Source organism: Aminobacterium sp. MB27-C1, assembly GCF_030908405.1.
In the GTDB taxonomy this organism is placed as follows: Bacteria; Synergistota; Synergistia; order Synergistales; family Aminobacteriaceae; genus Aminobacterium.
Window position 1 is genome coordinate 1419931 of record NZ_CP133089.1, and the last position, 17599, is coordinate 1437529.

Annotated in this window: 14 protein-coding genes; all 14 read right to left on the minus strand. The window is 41.3% G+C overall.

The genetic code is table 11. From position 1 onward, the window contains the following. Positions 1-14: 14 nt before the first annotated feature. A complete protein-coding gene (locus RBH88_RS06845) occupies positions 15-845 on the minus strand; it encodes an HAD-IIB family hydrolase (protein ID WP_213691990.1) in 831 nt (276 codons plus the stop codon). Positions 846-920: 75 nt separating this feature from the next. After that, entirely contained in the window at positions 921-1364 is a 444-nt protein-coding gene (locus tag RBH88_RS06850) for an OmpH family outer membrane protein (RefSeq protein WP_213691989.1), read from the minus strand. A 128-nt stretch (positions 1365-1492) separates the two neighbouring features. Then, the gene (locus tag RBH88_RS06855; protein ID WP_307879482.1) at positions 1493-2188 is read right to left on the minus strand and encodes a cytidylyltransferase domain-containing protein; all 696 of its coding nucleotides are present in this window, start codon (positions 2186-2188) and stop codon (positions 1493-1495) included. Position 2189: 1 nt separating this feature from the next. After that, entirely contained in the window at positions 2190-3350 is a 1161-nt protein-coding gene (gene neuC / locus RBH88_RS06860) for a UDP-N-acetylglucosamine 2-epimerase (RefSeq protein ID WP_213691987.1), read from the minus strand. After that, entirely contained in the window at positions 3350-4387 is a 1038-nt protein-coding gene (locus RBH88_RS06865; protein ID WP_213691986.1) for an N-acetylneuraminate synthase family protein, read from the minus strand. Before RBH88_RS06865 ends, neuC begins: the two co-directional genes overlap by 1 nt. Before the next feature lie 65 nt (positions 4388-4452). Then, the gene (locus RBH88_RS06870) at positions 4453-5625 is read right to left on the minus strand and encodes a polysaccharide pyruvyl transferase family protein (protein WP_213691985.1); all 1173 of its coding nucleotides are present in this window, start codon (positions 5623-5625) and stop codon (positions 4453-4455) included. 123 nt (positions 5626-5748) lie between these two features. Beyond that, the gene (locus tag RBH88_RS06875; protein ID WP_213690588.1) at positions 5749-6108 is read right to left on the minus strand and encodes a flagellar protein FlaG; all 360 of its coding nucleotides are present in this window, start codon (positions 6106-6108) and stop codon (positions 5749-5751) included. Between the two features lie 77 nt (positions 6109-6185). Further along, positions 6186-8543, minus strand: coding sequence for a flagellin (locus RBH88_RS06880; protein ID WP_307879483.1), 2358 nt, complete (start codon positions 8541-8543; stop codon positions 6186-6188). 113 nt (positions 8544-8656) lie between these two features. Next, the gene (locus tag RBH88_RS06885; RefSeq protein WP_307879484.1) at positions 8657-11188 is read right to left on the minus strand and encodes a motility associated factor glycosyltransferase family protein; all 2532 of its coding nucleotides are present in this window, start codon (positions 11186-11188) and stop codon (positions 8657-8659) included. Beyond that, entirely contained in the window at positions 11188-11442 is a 255-nt protein-coding gene (gene csrA / locus RBH88_RS06890) for a carbon storage regulator CsrA (RefSeq protein WP_213690591.1), read from the minus strand. The genes RBH88_RS06885 and csrA overlap by 1 nt, the downstream gene beginning before the upstream one ends. Continuing rightward, on the minus strand, positions 11442-11915 hold the full coding sequence (gene fliW, locus RBH88_RS06895; protein WP_307880078.1) for a flagellar assembly protein FliW: 474 nt from the start codon (positions 11913-11915) through the stop codon (positions 11442-11444). Before fliW ends, csrA begins: the two co-directional genes overlap by 1 nt. 29 nt (positions 11916-11944) lie before the next feature. After that, the gene (gene flgL / locus RBH88_RS06900) at positions 11945-14641 is read right to left on the minus strand and encodes a flagellar hook-associated protein FlgL (protein ID WP_213690593.1); all 2697 of its coding nucleotides are present in this window, start codon (positions 14639-14641) and stop codon (positions 11945-11947) included. Positions 14642-14652: 11 nt separating this feature from the next. Then, complete coding sequence (gene flgK / locus RBH88_RS06905; protein ID WP_307879485.1) at positions 14653-17139, minus strand: flagellar hook-associated protein FlgK; 2487 nt, start codon at positions 17137-17139, stop codon at positions 14653-14655. A 12-nt stretch (positions 17140-17151) separates the two neighbouring features. Continuing rightward, positions 17152-17598 carry a flagellar export chaperone FlgN gene (flgN, locus tag RBH88_RS06910; protein WP_213690595.1) on the minus strand — a complete coding sequence of 149 codons (447 nt, stop codon included), beginning with the start codon at positions 17596-17598 and terminating at the stop codon, positions 17152-17154. Between the last annotated feature and the right edge of the window lies 1 nt (position 17599).

A 17599-nucleotide genomic window follows, 5' to 3' on the forward strand; every position in this document is an offset into this window, starting at 1 on the left:
TTGTTGTTCTATTTTTATAATACTACACGTTTAAGCCCCTTATTATCAACCCATGAACCTGAAATAAGATAATTTACAAGATAGACAAAGCCTTTTTCACGAACAGGCGGCATTATTACGTGGGCGCGTTCTAAAATCTCTGGAACAGCATCAGACGGTGCTATTCGAAGATGAGCTTCATCAAAAAGTGCAAGATCGTTGCAATGATCCCCCGCCGCGACTATGATCTCAGGTTCTATACCTAACTGCTCTATATAGTGAGAAAGAGCTGCTCCTTTAGAAACTCCTACAGGAACAACGTCTAAAAAGTCATCTCCAGAACGCATTACATCAACGAAATCTCCTAATGTCTCTTCAATAAATTCTTCAAGACGTAATATCTCATGTTCATTGCCATAAAATATAATTCGAAAGACTCGATCTTTTACTCGAGGTTCCTGCAAATTATCAAATACGGGAACATCTGCCCGAGTTAAAAAAAGTCGTGTCTCTCTATCATTTTTTCGGCATATTGCCGCCTCATCAGTAAAAATTTGTAATTCTAAAGGAAAATTCCATCCAGCTTCAAGCACTTTATTTACAATTTCAGGAGGAAGACCTGCCTCCCATAAAGAACGCCCCGTCATGGGATCCATGAGGCGTGCTCCATCATAGACAATAGCGGGAGCCCACGCTCCAATAGCTTTTATATGTTCTATAGCTGTCGCAAGAATACGCCCCGTGGCAACCATAATCTGCCAGTTGTTGTCTCTAAGACGCGCACATGCAGAAACTACTTCTGGATGAACAATCTCTCCAGAAGAAAGAGTCCCGTCAATATCTGTCACGAGTATTTTTTTATTCATATGACTCCTCCCTACAAAAATAGGGTTGTGCCATCAAGACACAACCCTATACTTTCACTATTCTTCCAACGGAAACTATTTCGACGCAGCCGCTTTCTTCAGCTCTTGAACTACATCGTCTGTAATATCGATACCGCCAAAATAGACGGCGCTTTTCTCTATTACGACAGTAATCCCTTTCACTTTAGCTACAGTACGAACGGCCATCTGAGCTTCTTTAAAGAGAGGCTCCATCAAACGCTGCTCTTCCATAGCAAGCTCTCTGCGTTTTGTTTGATAGATTTCCATTTTTTTGTTCTGATCTGCTTCTTTTTCTACAGCGGTTTTCATTTCATTCTCTTTTGTTTGGCTGATTACTTTCAGTTGCTGGGTTACGCTTTCAAATTTAGGATGCTGAAAAACGATTTTTTGAGAGTCAATGACACCAATCTTCTCTTCGGCCATCGCTATACCAGAAACCATTAAAACAACCAAAATAGCAAGAGATGCAATAAAGACCCCTTTTCTTGTACCTATCATCAAAAGACCTCCTCCAAAGCAGAAAAAGTTACTCACTCCTGGGCATTGTAGCGTCGAAACTATTATACGTCTAGGTGGGAAATACGGATTCTATACCTTCTTGTGCATATTTTATCAGATAATGAAAGTTAATCATCTGTTTTTCCCAGCTGCGAAAATAAAAATTCAGCATATGCGAGATCAAATTCGTTATCAATATCTATACTTGAAGTCTCTCCCATAATATAAGGGTAAAAAGGGAAATTAACAAATTTACATGTTTTTAAAAACAACGCTACATTAACATAGTATATAGCGCCGTTAATCCTCCATGTTTTGGGAAGTTTTTGCCGGGGCATTTCAAAATATTCCTGCCCCATTAATGGAAGTAATTTTCCCTTTTCTTCTACCAAAGTTTTATATGGTGTATGGTCGGTTTCTGTAAGACTGACAGCACACTCCATTCTACGCGCTCTCGTTTCACTGATACATTCATCAATCTGGCGAAACGTTCGTAAAGGGGATGTAGGCTGAAGTAGAACTATTTCATAATTTCCCTGATAGTCTGTCCCCAGAGACTCTATAACATGTGAAACTACAGGTGCTGTTGGAGTAGTGTCCTCAGCAAGGTACGATGGCCTCACCACTATATCTATTCCCCAAGAACGCCCATATTCCGCTATTTCATCGTCATCTGTAGATAATACGCAGTGAGTAATATATTTCGATTTTAAAGCTGCATCAATGGTCCACCCCACAAGTGGCCGACCATTAAGCATCCTCATATTTTTTCTGTGTACTCCCTTACTACCACCCCTCGCTGGAATGACAGCAACGCAATTCATTTTATACCCCTGCTTTCCACGAAAGTAGATCCTGAAACTGTTTTTGACGTGACGTTTCCCAAATACTTTTTCCTGATAAAGCTGCTACAAAACGTTTTGTACTCTGTCCATCTCCAAATTGCATAGAAGACGCGATTCTATTGTTCTTCATTTCTGTTGCCTTATCTATAGCTTGCACAACAGCACTGCTCTCTGCCGGAACGTTTATAATCGAAGGGAGAGAGATTCTTCCGTTCTGACGTGAGCCAATATTTATTGTGGGGATGCCATAAACTGGTGCTTCGTGAATGCCAGAACTGGAATTCCCCAATATAAAATCTGCATTCTTGAGAAATGTAAGAAAAAATTCGAAACGCAAAGAGGGGAAAAATCTGAAATGTGACGATTTTTGCAAGTCTTTGTATGAATCAAGAATAATGTCACACCCAGGATCATTATTTGGGTAGACAACGATGAAATTCTTTCCGCTTTTTTCAGCTCCCTGACAGACACCATCAATCTGATTTTTCAAAGAGTCAATTTCTGTGGTAACGGGATGAAACATGAATATGCCATATCGGTCATATTCGATCTCATAACGTTGGCGAGCATCTTCTAAAGAAGGTAAAGACTCCGAAAGCATTATGTCAATATCAGGTGATCCTATAACGTAAATAGATTTCTTGCATTCCCCCATCTGAACCAATCTTTGAGCAGACTGCTCATTAGCAACAAAATGAAGATGAGCAAGTTTAGTTATGGAATGACGTATAGTTTCGTCTATAGTCCCAGAAATCTCGCCACCTTCAATGTGTGCTACTAAGATATTATTTAATGAGCCCACTATGGCACCTGACAGGGCTTCTACTCTATCCCCATGAACAACGATCATATCTGGCGTAACTTCGTGAACGTACCTAGATAATCCGGCAACCGTATTAGACAAAACCAAATCCATAGGCTCCCCGTATATTTGGTTCATAAATACGTGAATATTCTCAGATAAGCCGTCTTTTTCAAATTCATTAACGGTGTAACCATATCTAGCTAACGTATGCATTCCTGTAACGAAAACCTTACATTCAAGCGAGGGTGCTTGCTTCACTCCACGAATCAAAGGTTTTAACTTGCCATAATCTGCTCGTGTTCCAGAGATAAACAGAATCGTTTTTTTCTCTTTCACTATAGAAGATCCTCCCATCGGAGCTGACTCCCTGCACGGATGGCTATTTTAGTTTTTCTCCCTAAAATAGCCTTATATTCACTTGCTGAAATTTCTCCTGTTCCTGGTCGCTTTACCCAAATGTTCGCTTCAGTAAGCACTTCACCTTGTGCTATATCCTTTTCTGCAACGACACAAGCATACGCAAAATCTATTGTAGGTTGTTCCTCCGGGAGTATACCTTTCTCTCCGCCTGATGCCTCATAAATAGCACGACTAGCAATAATGAGCTCTTTCAACTCCTGAGGTTCCATGGATATGGGAATATCGGGACCAGGCCAAGATTTATCGGAAGTAAAGTGTCGCTCTAAAATAGAAGCGCCGAGAGCCACTGCTCCTAAACAAGGATATATGGTTTCGCAATGGTCAGACAACCCTATAACAGCATCAGGAAAGGCTTCTCTCAGCTGTTTTAGTGCACCTAAACGCACCTTAGCGTATGGAGTGGGATACATGCTGGTGCAATGTAAAAGAGCAAAGGGAACATCATACTTTCTTAAAATATCTACAGACACACCTATCGAATCGATAGAATTCATCCCTGTACTTAAAATAACAGGCTTTTTAAAAGAAGCAACCAGTTCTACCAAGGGGTAATTGTTGCACTCCCCTGAGCCGATTTTATAAGCTTTAGCCCCTAAACGTTCAAGTCGTAAAGCTGCAGCTCGGGAAAAGGGTGTACTTAAAAAGAAAAGCCCCTTCTTCTCTACATACTGTTTCAATTGGGCTTCTTCTGCTTCAGAAAAAGAACATCTTTTCATAATATCCCAGATAGACTCTTCTGCATTTGAAGGAACAATGTTTTTTGCACTGGGAGCCATTTCATCTTCTATTACATGGGATTGAAACTTTACACATTCACAGCCAGCAAGACGTGCATCATCAATCATACGAAAAGCCTTATTTATGTCACCTTCGTGATTAATGCCTATTTCTGCAATAACCAAAGGGCGGTAGCCGTCACCAACGCAACGTTCTCCTAATCTAAAAAAGGGCATTCTTTTCACCTCTAATCACAATGTACCGTCTATATTATCGGTAGCACCATATAAAAAACTAACCGTTAAATGATGTCATTTTTCATGCACCATTTTTTTACTTCGTCATAAAAAGCTTTTCCCTTAATCAAAAGATTCGCGTTCACAATGCCATATCTTTTTTTCACATCTTCTATATTTTTTAATGTAAACTCTATTTGGTTTTGAAGTTTATTATCAAATCCTCTTTTATTTACCTCTACAACTCTATCTGACAACTGTAATTCATCATATAAATCTACTATTTTTTTATAGCTGCTCAACGCAATCGTTGGTATTTGTTGAGCTATAGAACATACATTGCTGTGAAAACGCATCCCTAATATAACTTCACATTGTTTATACAAACCAAAAATATATTCATCAGCACCTTCACCAGTTAAGTAGGGTGCCACAACAACTCTTTTTCGCCTAAATCTATCGTCTATTCTCTCTAATAATTTATATATAGCCTCTAAATCGCTATAAATATGAGGAAAAAGTATAATCTGATATCCTTCGTATGCATAGAAAAAATTATTGATAACTCTCGCAAAACTCTCAATAAACTCTTCATACTCAATTCCTTCTATCTGTTGCTTACTAAATCTCACCTTTTTCATATCTGATACGATATTTATTCCTAACGATTTATATTTTGGGTTCAATTCAGGATAATAAAAAGGTTTCGTCTTGAAAAAGAAACCACCATCAGGAACTCTATAAATACTCTCATTATATTTATTCCCATACAGATCGTTTAAAGTTTTGTAAGAACCATCATTTCTGATACTTACCATATATTTATCCGAACTTGTAATAACATCTAAGAAAGACTCAAACTTAGAAATCGCACTTTGGGAAGCACCTTTAGCAACATCACATCCCAAAGCATTAAAAAATATGGGAACTTTTATTTGATTTAAGGTGTCAGTACTTATATTTATAGTCGTACCCGTACATGAATAGTCCCACTTTAACTCGAAGAAATTTCCACCACCAATAACCACAAAATCGAAATTATTGCACAAACTCACAAAATCCCTGCTGTTGAAATCTCTGATATTCCACGACTGATAGAATTCTCTGATCTCAAGTTCCTTATATTGGATGGGGGATCCCAACGAACATTCCAACTTACTTCTGAAGCCATTATGATTGGCGTTATCTCCGATATTTCCATTAAAACTCGCTATATGTAAAGCTCTCAGACTTTTCATAATTAGTAGGCACCTCAATTACTTATTATTAGAAGAAGGGAGTGACCGGTAAATCGAAAATTTGAGAGAAACCAACAGGAGTGCAAAAAGTCGTACAGCTACAACAATTTGCACTCCTTCTTTTTATCCTTTTACATCAAAGAGCATCCCTAGCAGATCTTCAACATGTTTTACTAAGTTCACAACTTCGTCAGGTGGGATCTTTCGAACAACTTCATCTTTAACCGTATCTATAACTTCTACCTGGAAAAGATCCGCTTCCTTAACATACTTGAACTTTAAGTTTCTATCAAAAATTTGAACTATTTCTTCTGCTTGGGTAAGGACATTCTTTAGTTCCTTTTCGTTTTTGGAAAAAGGAACTCCATTATGAAAAGTATTGCTTCTGTTTGAACTACCCCCGGCCTGCTGGTGGATAGACAAAGGAGAGAGTGTCGCGTCAACAGGACTGGAGCGAAATCCCGCTTTTGAGGAAATGTTCATAAATCCGCCACCATCCTCTGCTAGAAAAGAGAGGGGCTAAAGCCCCTCTCAAAATGTTTTTTATTCTCTCGTTTGTCTTACCGAAGCAGCTGCATAACAGCGTTGGGCAGCTGGTTCGCCTGGGCCAACATGGAGTTACCGGCCTGCATAAGGATGTTGAGCTTCGTGAAGTTCATCATCTCTTTTGCCATATCAAGGTCACGAATACGGCTTTCAGCAGCGGTCAGGTTTGTGCTGGCTGTGGTCAGGTTATTGATGGTGTGCTCTAAGCGATTCTGATAGGCACCAAGGTTGCCTCTCTGGCTAGAAACTCTGTCGATAGCACTATCAATGACAGTGATAGAGCGGCTGGCAGAATCTCTGTCAGTTACGAGTACTTTGTTCAAACCAAGGGAACGTGTACTCATATCGCCAACATAGACTCCCATATCTTCTTTTTCATTGGCACCGATCTGGAAAACAGTTGTGTTATCTGCAAGGTGAACAGTTGTATCATATGTACCAGAAGAAGAAACGGTCCATTTCTTAGCAGCATCATCCCAAGCTGCGTTTAAGCCAGCCATAGCGTCGATTTCGACATCTACGTTAGGATGTACTACGCCAACAAGCTGATTGCCTGTTACTTCAACCTGGTTTACATTTGTTCCAGTGTGAGCATTAGTTACCTTAACGTTAAAGGTGTTTTCAGAAGCTTTCTGAACTTCGTTCAAGCTGAGAGCTTTAACGACATCTTCGTCACCAATAAAGTTGATATTTCCAGCTTTACCTGCTACAGCACTGGAAATGACCAATGTTCCACGTACAGAATAAGGGGTATTATCGGCATCATCTTCAACGAATTTAACAAAGTTTCCTTTGTTCTCATCGCGATTGGCAGCATCCAAAACTTTAATCTGATCCAATCCGGAAGAAATCGCGTTATTCAGCTTTAATGCCAAATCGCCAAGTGTATCCTGGCTGTACAGAGTGATGCTTGCATCTTTACCGTCACCCTGAACAAGTTTAATTGTCTGAGGATCATCCATAAGGAATCGTCCAGAAGAAGCATCCCAGAACTTATCAAGATCTCTCAAGCTGACATCTTCATAAGCCTCGTCACCAGCATCTAACTGACGGAAGGTAGCCTCGCCAGCAGCTAATGTGCCCATATCAAATTTATATGTGGAGAGCTGAGCTGTTCCATCTTCGTCGAATGCCCAGAACTTAAGCTCTTTCTGTGTATCGTTCAAAGCATCATCGTCGAAATAGAACTGCATCTCCTGAGTATTGGATACGCCATCAGCTGTAACACTGAACTTCAAGCCATCTTCAGCAGCTGCTGTTGCCTGACGGCTAACGTTCACTACGAACTGCTCCCCAACCTTCAAATTAGCATTCATGGAGGTAGCAACATGAGCACCTGTTAATGCATTAAAAGAAAGACCTGCTGCTGTAAGTGCGTCAAGAGCAGAAGCTCCATTTGCAGCCGCGAAATCGATTGTAATATCTTTTTCAGCGCTCTGCATAACAGCTCCGGCTGTAGATCCCACGGTCTGGACCTTTACGTTAAAGGTTATCTTCTCGCCGTTAACAGCTTTTACTTCCCACAATGTGGAACCATTAACGACATTTCCAGTAAACAATGTCTCTGTTGTGTTGCTGAGGAAATTCAGGAAGCCTGTAGGTACGCCGTCCTGAACTCCAAAGCTATGACTAATAGCAACACTTGTTGTTCTTGCACCAGTCAAGGTAGCATTTAATTTTACGGAAGTTGCGTTAGCGCTTGCATGGACAAGACCCTCTCCAGAAAGAGTTTTGATACCAAGAGCTTCTTTACCAGAAACATCAGCAATGACATCATCATGTTTCACCTTGAAAATGTCACTCTTCTGTACCTGTGTCTGACCAGCTTTAGCCTCAACAGAAAGTTTATAGTTGCCCTCAGCTACGATCTTCTGGCCATACTGGTCAATAGTACGAAGTCCGCCACGTACGAAAACCTTCGTAGAAAGCTCGTCTGTGGACCAAAGCACAGATGCAGAACCATCAAGCAACTTCTTTTTGTTGAACTGAGTTGTTCCAGCAATACGGTCAACTTCATCACGAAGCTGGTCGACTTCAAGCTGGATGTACTGACGATCTTGAGATGTGAGTGTATCGTTTGCAGCCTGAACGCTTAACTCGCGCATTCTCTGTAAAATAGAATGTGTTTCGTTAAGAGCACCCTCAGCTGTCTGAATCATAGAAATACCATCTTGAGCATTGCTGACAGCCTGATCCAATCCCTTATACTGTGCACGCATCTTCTCACTGATGGCAAGTCCCGCTGCATCGTCAGCAGCGCTATTAATACGAAGACCTGTGGAAAGTTTGTTAATGGATTTCTGAAGAGAACCATTTGTCTGGCTTACAGAATTGTAAGCAAAAAGTGCAGGAATATTATGATATACTCGCATTATTATTTCCTCCTCCTTGAGGTTAATTGTTGATTCTTCCTTGAAAAACGAATCATCTTACTACAAAAACATTACACCTCTGGGGAATTCACCTCCTTTTCTAAAACTCATATTTATATATCGACAACTTTCTCTGCATTCTTAAGAGAAATATTCCAACAAAGTAATATTTTTTGTTCAACTTTTTCTTGTTCTTCTTTTGATACATTCATCATAATACGTTCTGCTGTCCAAGCTGCCCAGTTTCCTCCTGCCGTTTTCTTGAACCAATCATGAAAAGGGTCAGTAGGCAACGAATTCAAAAGAGAAATAAAAGAGTCATTATAAGATATATCACCCTCCCAAAAATAAGCTTCACCGTCAAGAAGAGTTGCAAGCAAGGATGGGAAGAGAGAAGAAATCTGTTGCCCCTGTCGACTCTTTCTAATATGAACTGCAAAACTACGCAAAAGAGAGGGAAGTAACTGAACTAATTTCATAGCACCATCTAGTTCTTTTTCTGGAACATTATAAGCCTCGTGCCGAACCGCAAAGATAAGACGTGCCATTTCAATATAACCATCAAGTTCCCCATCAATAAAATTCTTCCAGGCGACACACCACTCTCCGAAAAAGCCTGTATATTCTGAAGCAATCCAATCTGTAAAGAGACGTAAATCTTTATCGAGACCAGCTAGGTACCCATCTAACAAGAGTCGAGCAATTTTAGAAGGACGTTCTTCTAATAAAGATGTTTCAATCCATGGATTCCACCAATCATCGTTTCCTTCGACTATTTCTTTCCATATATTCCGTGCAGAACTTCGATCATTCTCGTTACTTTCCGAGAGTTCTTTCCAAATATAAAAAAGCTTTCCCAAATATGTGAAAACAACAGATATATCGTCATAGACCTGAGACCAGAAAAGCATAAAATCTTTATGTTTCCACCCATCAGGGAAAGGGGTATTCCAATACTTTCCTGAGGTTGAAAATATAATTATAGACTGCAATCCTATTGCTAATTTAGGAATTTCACGCCAAAGGCATTTCCACTCGTTAAGAAGAGAAAGAGAAGTCATCCTTAAATTTTTTAACGACATTTGCTGCCCTATGTTACAAACGTTACAAACACGTTCAGAAATCTCAAAACATCGTTTTTGCAAGGATAACATTTCGTTCATAACATAAAGGGCACCCTCAGAAGAGAGTCCTCCCTTCATAACCTGCTGTTGCTTTTCTGCATATGCCACAGAAGTAAGACCTATTTCCTTCCAATTTTCAACACGACTAGCAAAGGGGACATGATTAGCTCCCTCAATCCATGCGCCACCTTCTGTACAGTTATAAACAGGGATTGTTGCATCAGCTATGCAACGCTCGAAATAGATAAGGAAGGCATACCAATGATTATTGGTATCAACAGTGGTACTTTTATCCCAACTTTGAACTTTGGCAAAATTTTTACGACCATAACGATAGTGCCCAAAGGAAGATGCGTGAGTTTTTCCGTCAACACCATAAGAAAGATCTTGGCCGATAAAAACAATCTCACAGGGATGTAATGTTTCAGCCAGATGGTAACACAAATGACTTACACATAATCCGCTTCGAATATCCGGCATTCCCATTATCTTGGCCAGGTAAGGACCAAGAGCATCGCAATTAGTTAATGATATAGGCCCCGGCCACTTCGAAACAACTGCCGGATGGACCTTACTTCCCGCTACAAAAACAGTATGAGAGGCTTGTTCTCTAAAGTTTTCTATAATTGGTTTCATACGCTGATAATTAGAACGTGAAGAATCGAGGGCAACAACTACATGAGGAGTAATTCCTTCCTTAAATAACCCCTCAGCTATTACATCATTGGCAATAATAACAGCATAATCCTGGGCTTTTTTAAGTAAGGGCAACTGTTTATCTAAAGATGGTCCTGCTGAGGCAATGATAATGGGCTTTTCTTTCCACATTTTTTGTAAAGAAGAAAGAGGAAACATCCCTTTTTTATGCACTAAACAGCCATTTACAATATTATGTGCCATCTCACGATATGCACGATCAGCATCTATAAGCTGCGAATGCATCTCTCCACTTAAAGCAGTTCTAAACTCACTTATGATCTGACGTATTTCTTGAACACTTTCTTCTCCATCTTTAGTTCTGTGAATAAAAACACAGGGGGCCTCATTCAACAATCCCCTATGCTTTTCAAATACTTGTCGCCACTGGGTTTCACGGTCGGTAGATGTTGTACCCACAACCCATGAAATTCCAGGACTGGCTAACAATCCTTCCATTTCATGGATATGCATGCTCCAATATAAAAGAGCCGGGTCTGTCTCAACAATCACAGCCCGGTTCATACGTTCTTGACTCATCGTTCTAGCAAAACTATACCCCAGGCCAAAACCAATGTACAGGTTAATATCTTCTTTGCGGCCTCCGTCCATTTCAATGAAAGTTTTTTTGCGATATTCTCTAAAATGCAATCGCCCGTCACTCTTGCGAAGTTCGACAACATTATCATCAAAACTCATTGTAAATGTTCCGTATTTTTCAGCTTCCGCATAGGATTTTAACAACTCGGCAGCTTGAGGATTACTTTTTTGCAAAGCATCTACGTTTTTCTGCCATAAATCAAAATTCGGCGTTAATAGTCGCATTAATCAACATCCTCTTTATCCTTATGAAGAGTTTGGCGAAGAATATCTTCCGCTTCTTTAGCCAATGCAGTAGGAGCAACAGCTCGTTTGTTTTCTTGAGCCGTTTCAAGCCACAACTCTTTTCTCCAAACGCGCACATCTCTCGGGGCTTCTATTCCAATACGAACCACATCCCCGCGCACTTCAAGAATAGATATTTCTATATTTTCGCCAATAACGATAGCTTCTCCTGCTTTTCTGCTTAAGACAAGCATTACTTTTCTCCTCCTGCCGCCTTTTTCTTCATCATTTCTCTAACACTTTGAGGCAGCACTGGAGTCCTCATAAGATACTCTTCATTTTGTGAAATAATTTGCTTGGCTAACCGTTTCTCGTGGTTAACCACAACAGGAGCTCTGAGATTCGCTGTCATCTCCCAAGGAGCAGAAGGAGGAATCGTAACAATAACCATCACTGTTATTTTTGAAAAATCCCCTTCTATATCGGTCAAATCTTCTGGAGCTAATTGAAGATTATAGTTTTGCACCACCAGTTGTGGAGAAATAACTGGTAACGCCGTATCTACATCGGTCACACTTTGTAACCATTTGATGGGATTTTCGTCATCACCGGCAATAACCCATTCCTTATAGGTCTCAAAACCAGGAATCCCCTTCGGGAAGCTGATTACAGCCTCAGTTTCAATTTGCAACTCTCCAAAACGGCTTGTTTCAAGAATGCGGCTCATCACTCAGTCACCTCCGCTTTCCATACTAATTATCGTAAAAAGTCTACTAGAGTAGGTTGTATGATCTGCGCCATCATGGCAAGACTTGCCTGATAGATGGCTTCAGTCATTTTATGTTGTGTATAGGCTTCCGCTAAATCAACATCCGACACTTTGCTATAAAGCTCCGTAAGATTTAAATTGTTCTGTTGAAGTCGACTTTGGTTTGAAGTGTACCTTTTTTGTACGGCACCCTCTCGAGTTCGACAACGAAGTAAATTATCGGTAAAATCGTCGATTTTACCTAACATTATAGAGTTGATACCTTCTCTATCTTGCTGACGAACAGCATTTGCCAAATTTTCAATTACTCCAAAGAAGTCTGTTTTCTGTTGATTTGCCCCCGTACGAACAGTTATTTTTTGAGAATAGGCGCCTATCCCACCACGATTCTCCGTTTGGGCTGAAGTAGCCCCCAGCAAGGCAGTTGCATCGTCTCCCGATTGCGTGGCTTCTATTGAAAACCCTTGTGGAGACCAAAGTACAAGGCGCTGATCTGCCCCATCTTTTACTAACTCGGCCTTAACTCCCTGCTCTTGAAAACGACTATTAATCGTATGAACAAGGTCTTCGATAGTAACAGGATTTCCTGCTTCAGACGGGGATATGGCAGAAAGATCTATTGTGTGTTCCATTCCATTAATAGAGATAGAGAACGTTCCATTAGCAGGAGGTGTCCACCCAGACACATCAACCGTTCCCTTAATAGCATTATCCATATTCATTATGTCACTCGCTACTGTCCCCTGCACATCGTAAACTGTCAATGGAGAACCATCTTTAGCTACTAGTCCAAATTGAATCTGACTTCCACTCTCTCCAGGGCGAGGATCATAGTAAGAGACATCTATCCAATCCCCTGCCGCTTCTCGTATCCGCCTAGCCACATCTTCAGGGGTGCTTCCAGCATCTATGGTAATGTCTACTGTCTTGCCCAATGTAGCGATGCGCAATGTTCCTCCAGCAGTTATCATATCGTCTGTCGCACCACTTCCTCCTGTAAGACCTGTCTGCACTCCCATCTGGAGGGCAAGACCTCCAGAAAAAGCAGCAAAAGAAGGATCGGAGAAGTTCATATCGCGAAGAACGACAGGCTCTCCAGTTTTCGAGAATAAAGCCCCATATTGTGTAGACGAATCAAGAATATCCATACCTAAAACATCGTCACCAACCTGGTCTACAATCTGCTCAAGTACTTTTAAACTATCAACACTATTTCCCCCTGAAGCTGAACGGACATCTTCAAGATAAATTTTTACAGTGTAATCTTTATCGCCAACTGAGACCTTCATAAGGGCAGGTAAATTTGGATCCAGAGTTGTTGCTGTGGAAAAAGAAACTGACGCTCCTGGCTCCGTTGTCATCGCCGTTGACAATCCCCATTGAGCAGCATATTGAGCGCTACTTGTTCCCGCTTTATCGTAAATAACTAACGGTTCATTGTCTTTAGGGCGCAAAAGCAACTTCTTGGTAGCGACCTCGCCGTCAAGAGTTGAAGACGTTTCAGCACTATCTGTCTGAACAACAACTTCTAACCAATCTCCGGCTACCTGACGTATGCGTTCTGCCAACTCATCAACTGTAAGCGAAGCAGAGGCTTCAATTTGCAAATCAGCTTTGTTATCTCCGCTTTGTAGCCGCCAATGTAAAGCTCCTCCACTAAGAGAAAGAGTATCTGATGAAAACTCTACACTTTGCAATGTCGTTTCCATACCTAAAAGAGAGACCAGCCCTGCATGGCTATGATCTGTTTCAGTAGTATCGGTCTCGGGCCAACTTGTCACTTGAATAGGCTCACCGGTATGGCTTACAAATTCAAGATGCTGAACCTGACTTGCAGAATCTGTTACAGTACGAACTGTAACTAGCTTACTAATGTCTCCCATATCTTTGCTTGTATTGATAATGTCAGCTATCTGGTCTAATGTGTACCCCTTCAATTCTCCCTGATCTCGAAATCCATTTTCATCAGTTGGCTGATCGATACCAGGCAACTGATCATCAGACCATCGCTCTGGGATGCGCACCTTTGCGACACGATCTCCAACCTTTATCTGTATAATTTCGGATCGGCCTTCCCACCTGAAATCCATAGGCAAAGCACGACTCTGAATAGAGTAATCCCTTCCACTTTGAGGAAAAATTTCCCGCCCATGGAAAGAGACCTGACCAACTACACCTCGCTCTACCTCAAACTCTACATGTTCTGTATTTCCAGTGTAGATAACTCGTCCCAAATCATCTCTCTTAAAGGGGGGGACAGAGGTATTTAAACCCGCCAGCAAATACCGACCTTCCACGGAGTAATTTGCTGTATTTATAAGTTCTTCCTGAAGTTGCACCATCTCTTCTGCTATTGCATCCATTTCAGTCTGGCTGAGGGCACCGTCACCAGCATAAACAGCAAGTTCACGAATACGATGAACAATATCGGTCATCTGGTTCATTGATGTATCTGTATTGGAAAGCCATGTTACGGCGTCATCAAGGTTACGACGATATTGGGTATTCTCTGTTATAGACGTGCTCAAACCAAGCTCCCGTGTCACATCGATGGGGTTATCTGACGGTCGGCTATGTTTTTTTCCTGTAGTAAGCTGATGGCTCTGTTCAAGCATTCGAGCTAAATTTTTATGCAAATCAGAAAGTAACGTCTGATGCATCATCGAGTTCGTTACACGCGTCATACTGATTCCCCCTATCGGCCTACGACACCCATACCATTAATGATACGATCAAGCATTTCATCCACTGTAGTAATATATCGCGCCATAGCATTAAAGGCTTGTTGAAACTTTATAATATCCATCACTTCTTCATCTATATTTACGCCCATAGTTGCCTGCCGCTGTGTGTCTATCTGTTCTGTTAAATGACGCTGGTTCGTCGCCATAGTCTTGGCCTGTAATCCCTTTGATCCCAAACTGGCAAGGAAAGAGAGGTAATATTCGTTTACATCAGCAGCACCATTCTGAAGCACTTTCGCCTGTTTCAACTGAGCAAGAGCCAAAGCATTACTACCGTCTCCTTCTCCTCTTGAAGCACCTTTGCCATCTCCCCTAGCCGCGGCAATAAGGCTGGGGTCTTTATCCAAATCCATATTGAAAGAGAAGTGCGCTGATGCTCCATATTTACCAGAGATAGGTTCAAAAAAGGCAATTCCAGTTGTCATGCTCGAATCACCCATGCCATGACCTGCATAATGACGAGCATTCATTTCCGTAACGAGACCATAGACAACCTCGTCGAGTTGATCTTTGAAACTTAAAATCATGTCATCTCTGGCTTCCATGGTTCCTAAAATAGAACCACCTTTTACATGATGCTTTATGGTTATTTCAGCTCTTCCAAGCCCTCTCAATTCAAAACGAAGGCCTGACGAAATTTCCTCATTGACAGTTGCAGAATAGTCAGCTTGCCGAGGAACTCGTCTCGCTTCTTTCATCTCATTCATTGAAGAAAGATATGTTTTTCCGTCAAAAGAAAAAGCTGCATCTTGGGAGGTTTCTAACCAACTTGTTGCATTATCATCACCTAAAAAGCCAAGACGTCGAGCCACATTGAGGGAGCCGTTCTCATCTCCCATTACGTTAATCCGCGACGCTTCACCTAGTACATTGCTTTCCAACGTGAGGAAATATGTTCCGGTTACTTCATCTTTTTCTATAGCCGCATGAAGCCACTCCTCAGGAGCGCTAACACCATCTTCTTCTCCGAAAGCCCCATTAATTTTGTTTCGGATAGTTTCAAGAGTATCTTCCTCAGTAACTTCTATTGATACTGTTTTACCAGACGAAGTAAGTCCTAAATTTGAAGCAATTCCGCCCTTTATATCAGTTATTGAAAGAAGATGATCATCCATAGAACGGATGGTCATTTGGTTTCCGTCTAAAGAGGCAGTAACCTGCATTGAAGAAAGACTTGTATTGAGAAAGCTATTAAGATCACTTAATGACAATTCTCCACTGAGAGACTGCGCTGTATTTGTTCCATCAGAGAGATCCCATCTTCCGTCAGTTGCATTCCACGTAATTGAAATAATTTGTTCCTCAGAACCTGCTCCAACCCGAAAGGAGTATGTGTCCCCATCTTGTCCAGAAGATAGAACTGTCTGAGACGGCATTATTTTCGATTTTGACAGCGTCCCTTGCGTGCCAACGCTCAGAGTAAAAGCTCCTCGGATATTCAATGCTTCTGTCGGTGATTGAGGACGAAGGCGAGGAGTAAAAGAAGAATCTCCTCCACCAACTTTCCACGATGTTTCAGAAGCTAAACGATCAACCTGGAGGGAATGAACACCTTCTGGAGCGTTTTGCCCCGGCATGAGATAGAGGACATCAGTATTATCAACTATATCGAAAAGGTTATCTTCCACCTGCACATCATGGAATCCCTCGTTGCCAGGTACAGGAACAGCTACAAGATGTCTTGTTTTATCCCCCTGCACCAATAGTTTCCCATCAAGGTAAATTTTGAAGTCGCCATCATCCATATCAGATGGCAATGAAACATTTATATTAATTAATTCGCTTAATTTTTCCGTCAAAAGATCGCGCTGATCAAGAAGATCGTTTGGATTTCCTCCAACTCCCTGAATCTCGGCAATCGTCGTATTTAAAGCTCCAATCTGATCTATATAATCATTTGCCTGCTGCACTTTCAAAAGAAGGTCGTTATCAAGAGCTACACGGTACTCTCCATAGTTTCTTACAAGCTGATCCATATATACAGTAAGATTCTGCGCACTACTTACTAGAGCCTCTCGAACAGAAGCCTCGTCAGGTCGTTTCTGTAGCTCTTGTAATTTAGACCAGTAATCATCAAGGGCAACTTTAAAACCTTCACCAGCCGGTTCATTAACATAAAGCTCTATCGTATTCAAGGCCTTTTCCATCGTCTCCCAATATCCCTGAACAGACGATTCCTCTCTAAACTGAAGATCTAAGAATTCATCTCTGAGACGGCGGATAGCATCAATTTTGACTCCTGTCCCAATTTGCCCGGGAACGTTGGGTCGAGAAAGGCCGGGATTTGTAAATGGATCTGTTGAAGAAGCATCTACTCTCTGACGAGAATAGCCCTCTACATCAGCGTTAGATATGTTATGTCCCGCAGTTTCCATAGACCTTCGAAAATAATCCATTGCACGACGACCCATTTCGAGGCCAAAAAAACTATTAAACATAAAGGAACCCCCTTATCCGCATACGTCAAGACCATTTTTAGAGGAAGTCAGCCCCTCCAAACGCCGCCACTCAGCTATAGTTATCTCGCTTAACGTCTGACTTTCTTCTACCAACCGAGCAAGAATTGCCATCTCTGCCTGTAATTTGCCAACAATCCTCAGCAAACCATCTGCCGCCTGTCGTAATTCCCTAGCAACATCTGGCTGCATATTCTGACAAAAATCAGCAATAGTAGATGGACAATGATAGAAAGACGAAATACGCCCAGATATTCTCTGACGTTCTCGTTCTAAAGTCTCTGCCTGAAAGGCGTAATTCTGCTGATCTTTCATTAACTGTTGCAATAATTCGAGGCGCCCTTCCTTGAGCGCCTCTCTCTGCTGCACTACAACACCATGCATTTTCTGCAGAACATCAGTTTGCTGCAGAAGAATTTTCGAAAGTTCAAGGCCATCCATC

Excerpts from the sequence above, each read along its gene's own strand:
- RBH88_RS06845 (WP_213691990.1), bottom strand. The coding sequence starts at position 845 with ATGAATAAAAAAATACTCGTGACAGATATTGACGGGACTCTTTCTTCT.
- RBH88_RS06850 (WP_213691989.1), bottom strand. The coding sequence starts at position 1,364 with ATGATAGGTACAAGAAAAGGGGTCTTTATTGCATCTCTTGCTATTTTG.
- RBH88_RS06855 (WP_307879482.1), bottom strand. The coding sequence starts at position 2,188 with ATGAATTGCGTTGCTGTCATTCCAGCGAGGGGTGGTAGTAAGGGAGTA.
- RBH88_RS06865 (WP_213691986.1), bottom strand. The coding sequence starts at position 4,387 with ATGCCCTTTTTTAGATTAGGAGAACGTTGCGTTGGTGACGGCTACCGC.
- RBH88_RS06870 (WP_213691985.1), bottom strand. The coding sequence starts at position 5,625 with ATGAAAAGTCTGAGAGCTTTACATATAGCGAGTTTTAATGGAAATATC.
- RBH88_RS06875 (WP_213690588.1), bottom strand. The coding sequence starts at position 6,108 with ATGAACATTTCCTCAAAAGCGGGATTTCGCTCCAGTCCTGTTGACGCG.
- RBH88_RS06880 (WP_307879483.1), bottom strand. The coding sequence starts at position 8,543 with ATGCGAGTATATCATAATATTCCTGCACTTTTTGCTTACAATTCTGTA.
- RBH88_RS06885 (WP_307879484.1), bottom strand. The coding sequence starts at position 11,188 with ATGCGACTATTAACGCCGAATTTTGATTTATGGCAGAAAAACGTAGAT.
- csrA (WP_213690591.1), bottom strand. The coding sequence starts at position 11,442 with ATGCTTGTCTTAAGCAGAAAAGCAGGAGAAGCTATCGTTATTGGCGAA.
- fliW (WP_307880078.1), bottom strand. The coding sequence starts at position 11,915 with ATGAGCCGCATTCTTGAAACAAGCCGTTTTGGAGAGTTGCAAATTGAA.
- flgL (WP_213690593.1), bottom strand. The coding sequence starts at position 14,641 with ATGACGCGTGTAACGAACTCGATGATGCATCAGACGTTACTTTCTGAT.
- flgK (WP_307879485.1), bottom strand. The coding sequence starts at position 17,139 with ATGTTTAATAGTTTTTTTGGCCTCGAAATGGGTCGTCGTGCAATGGAT.
- flgN (WP_213690595.1), bottom strand. The coding sequence starts at position 17,598 with ATGGATGGCCTTGAACTTTCGAAAATTCTTCTGCAGCAAACTGATGTT.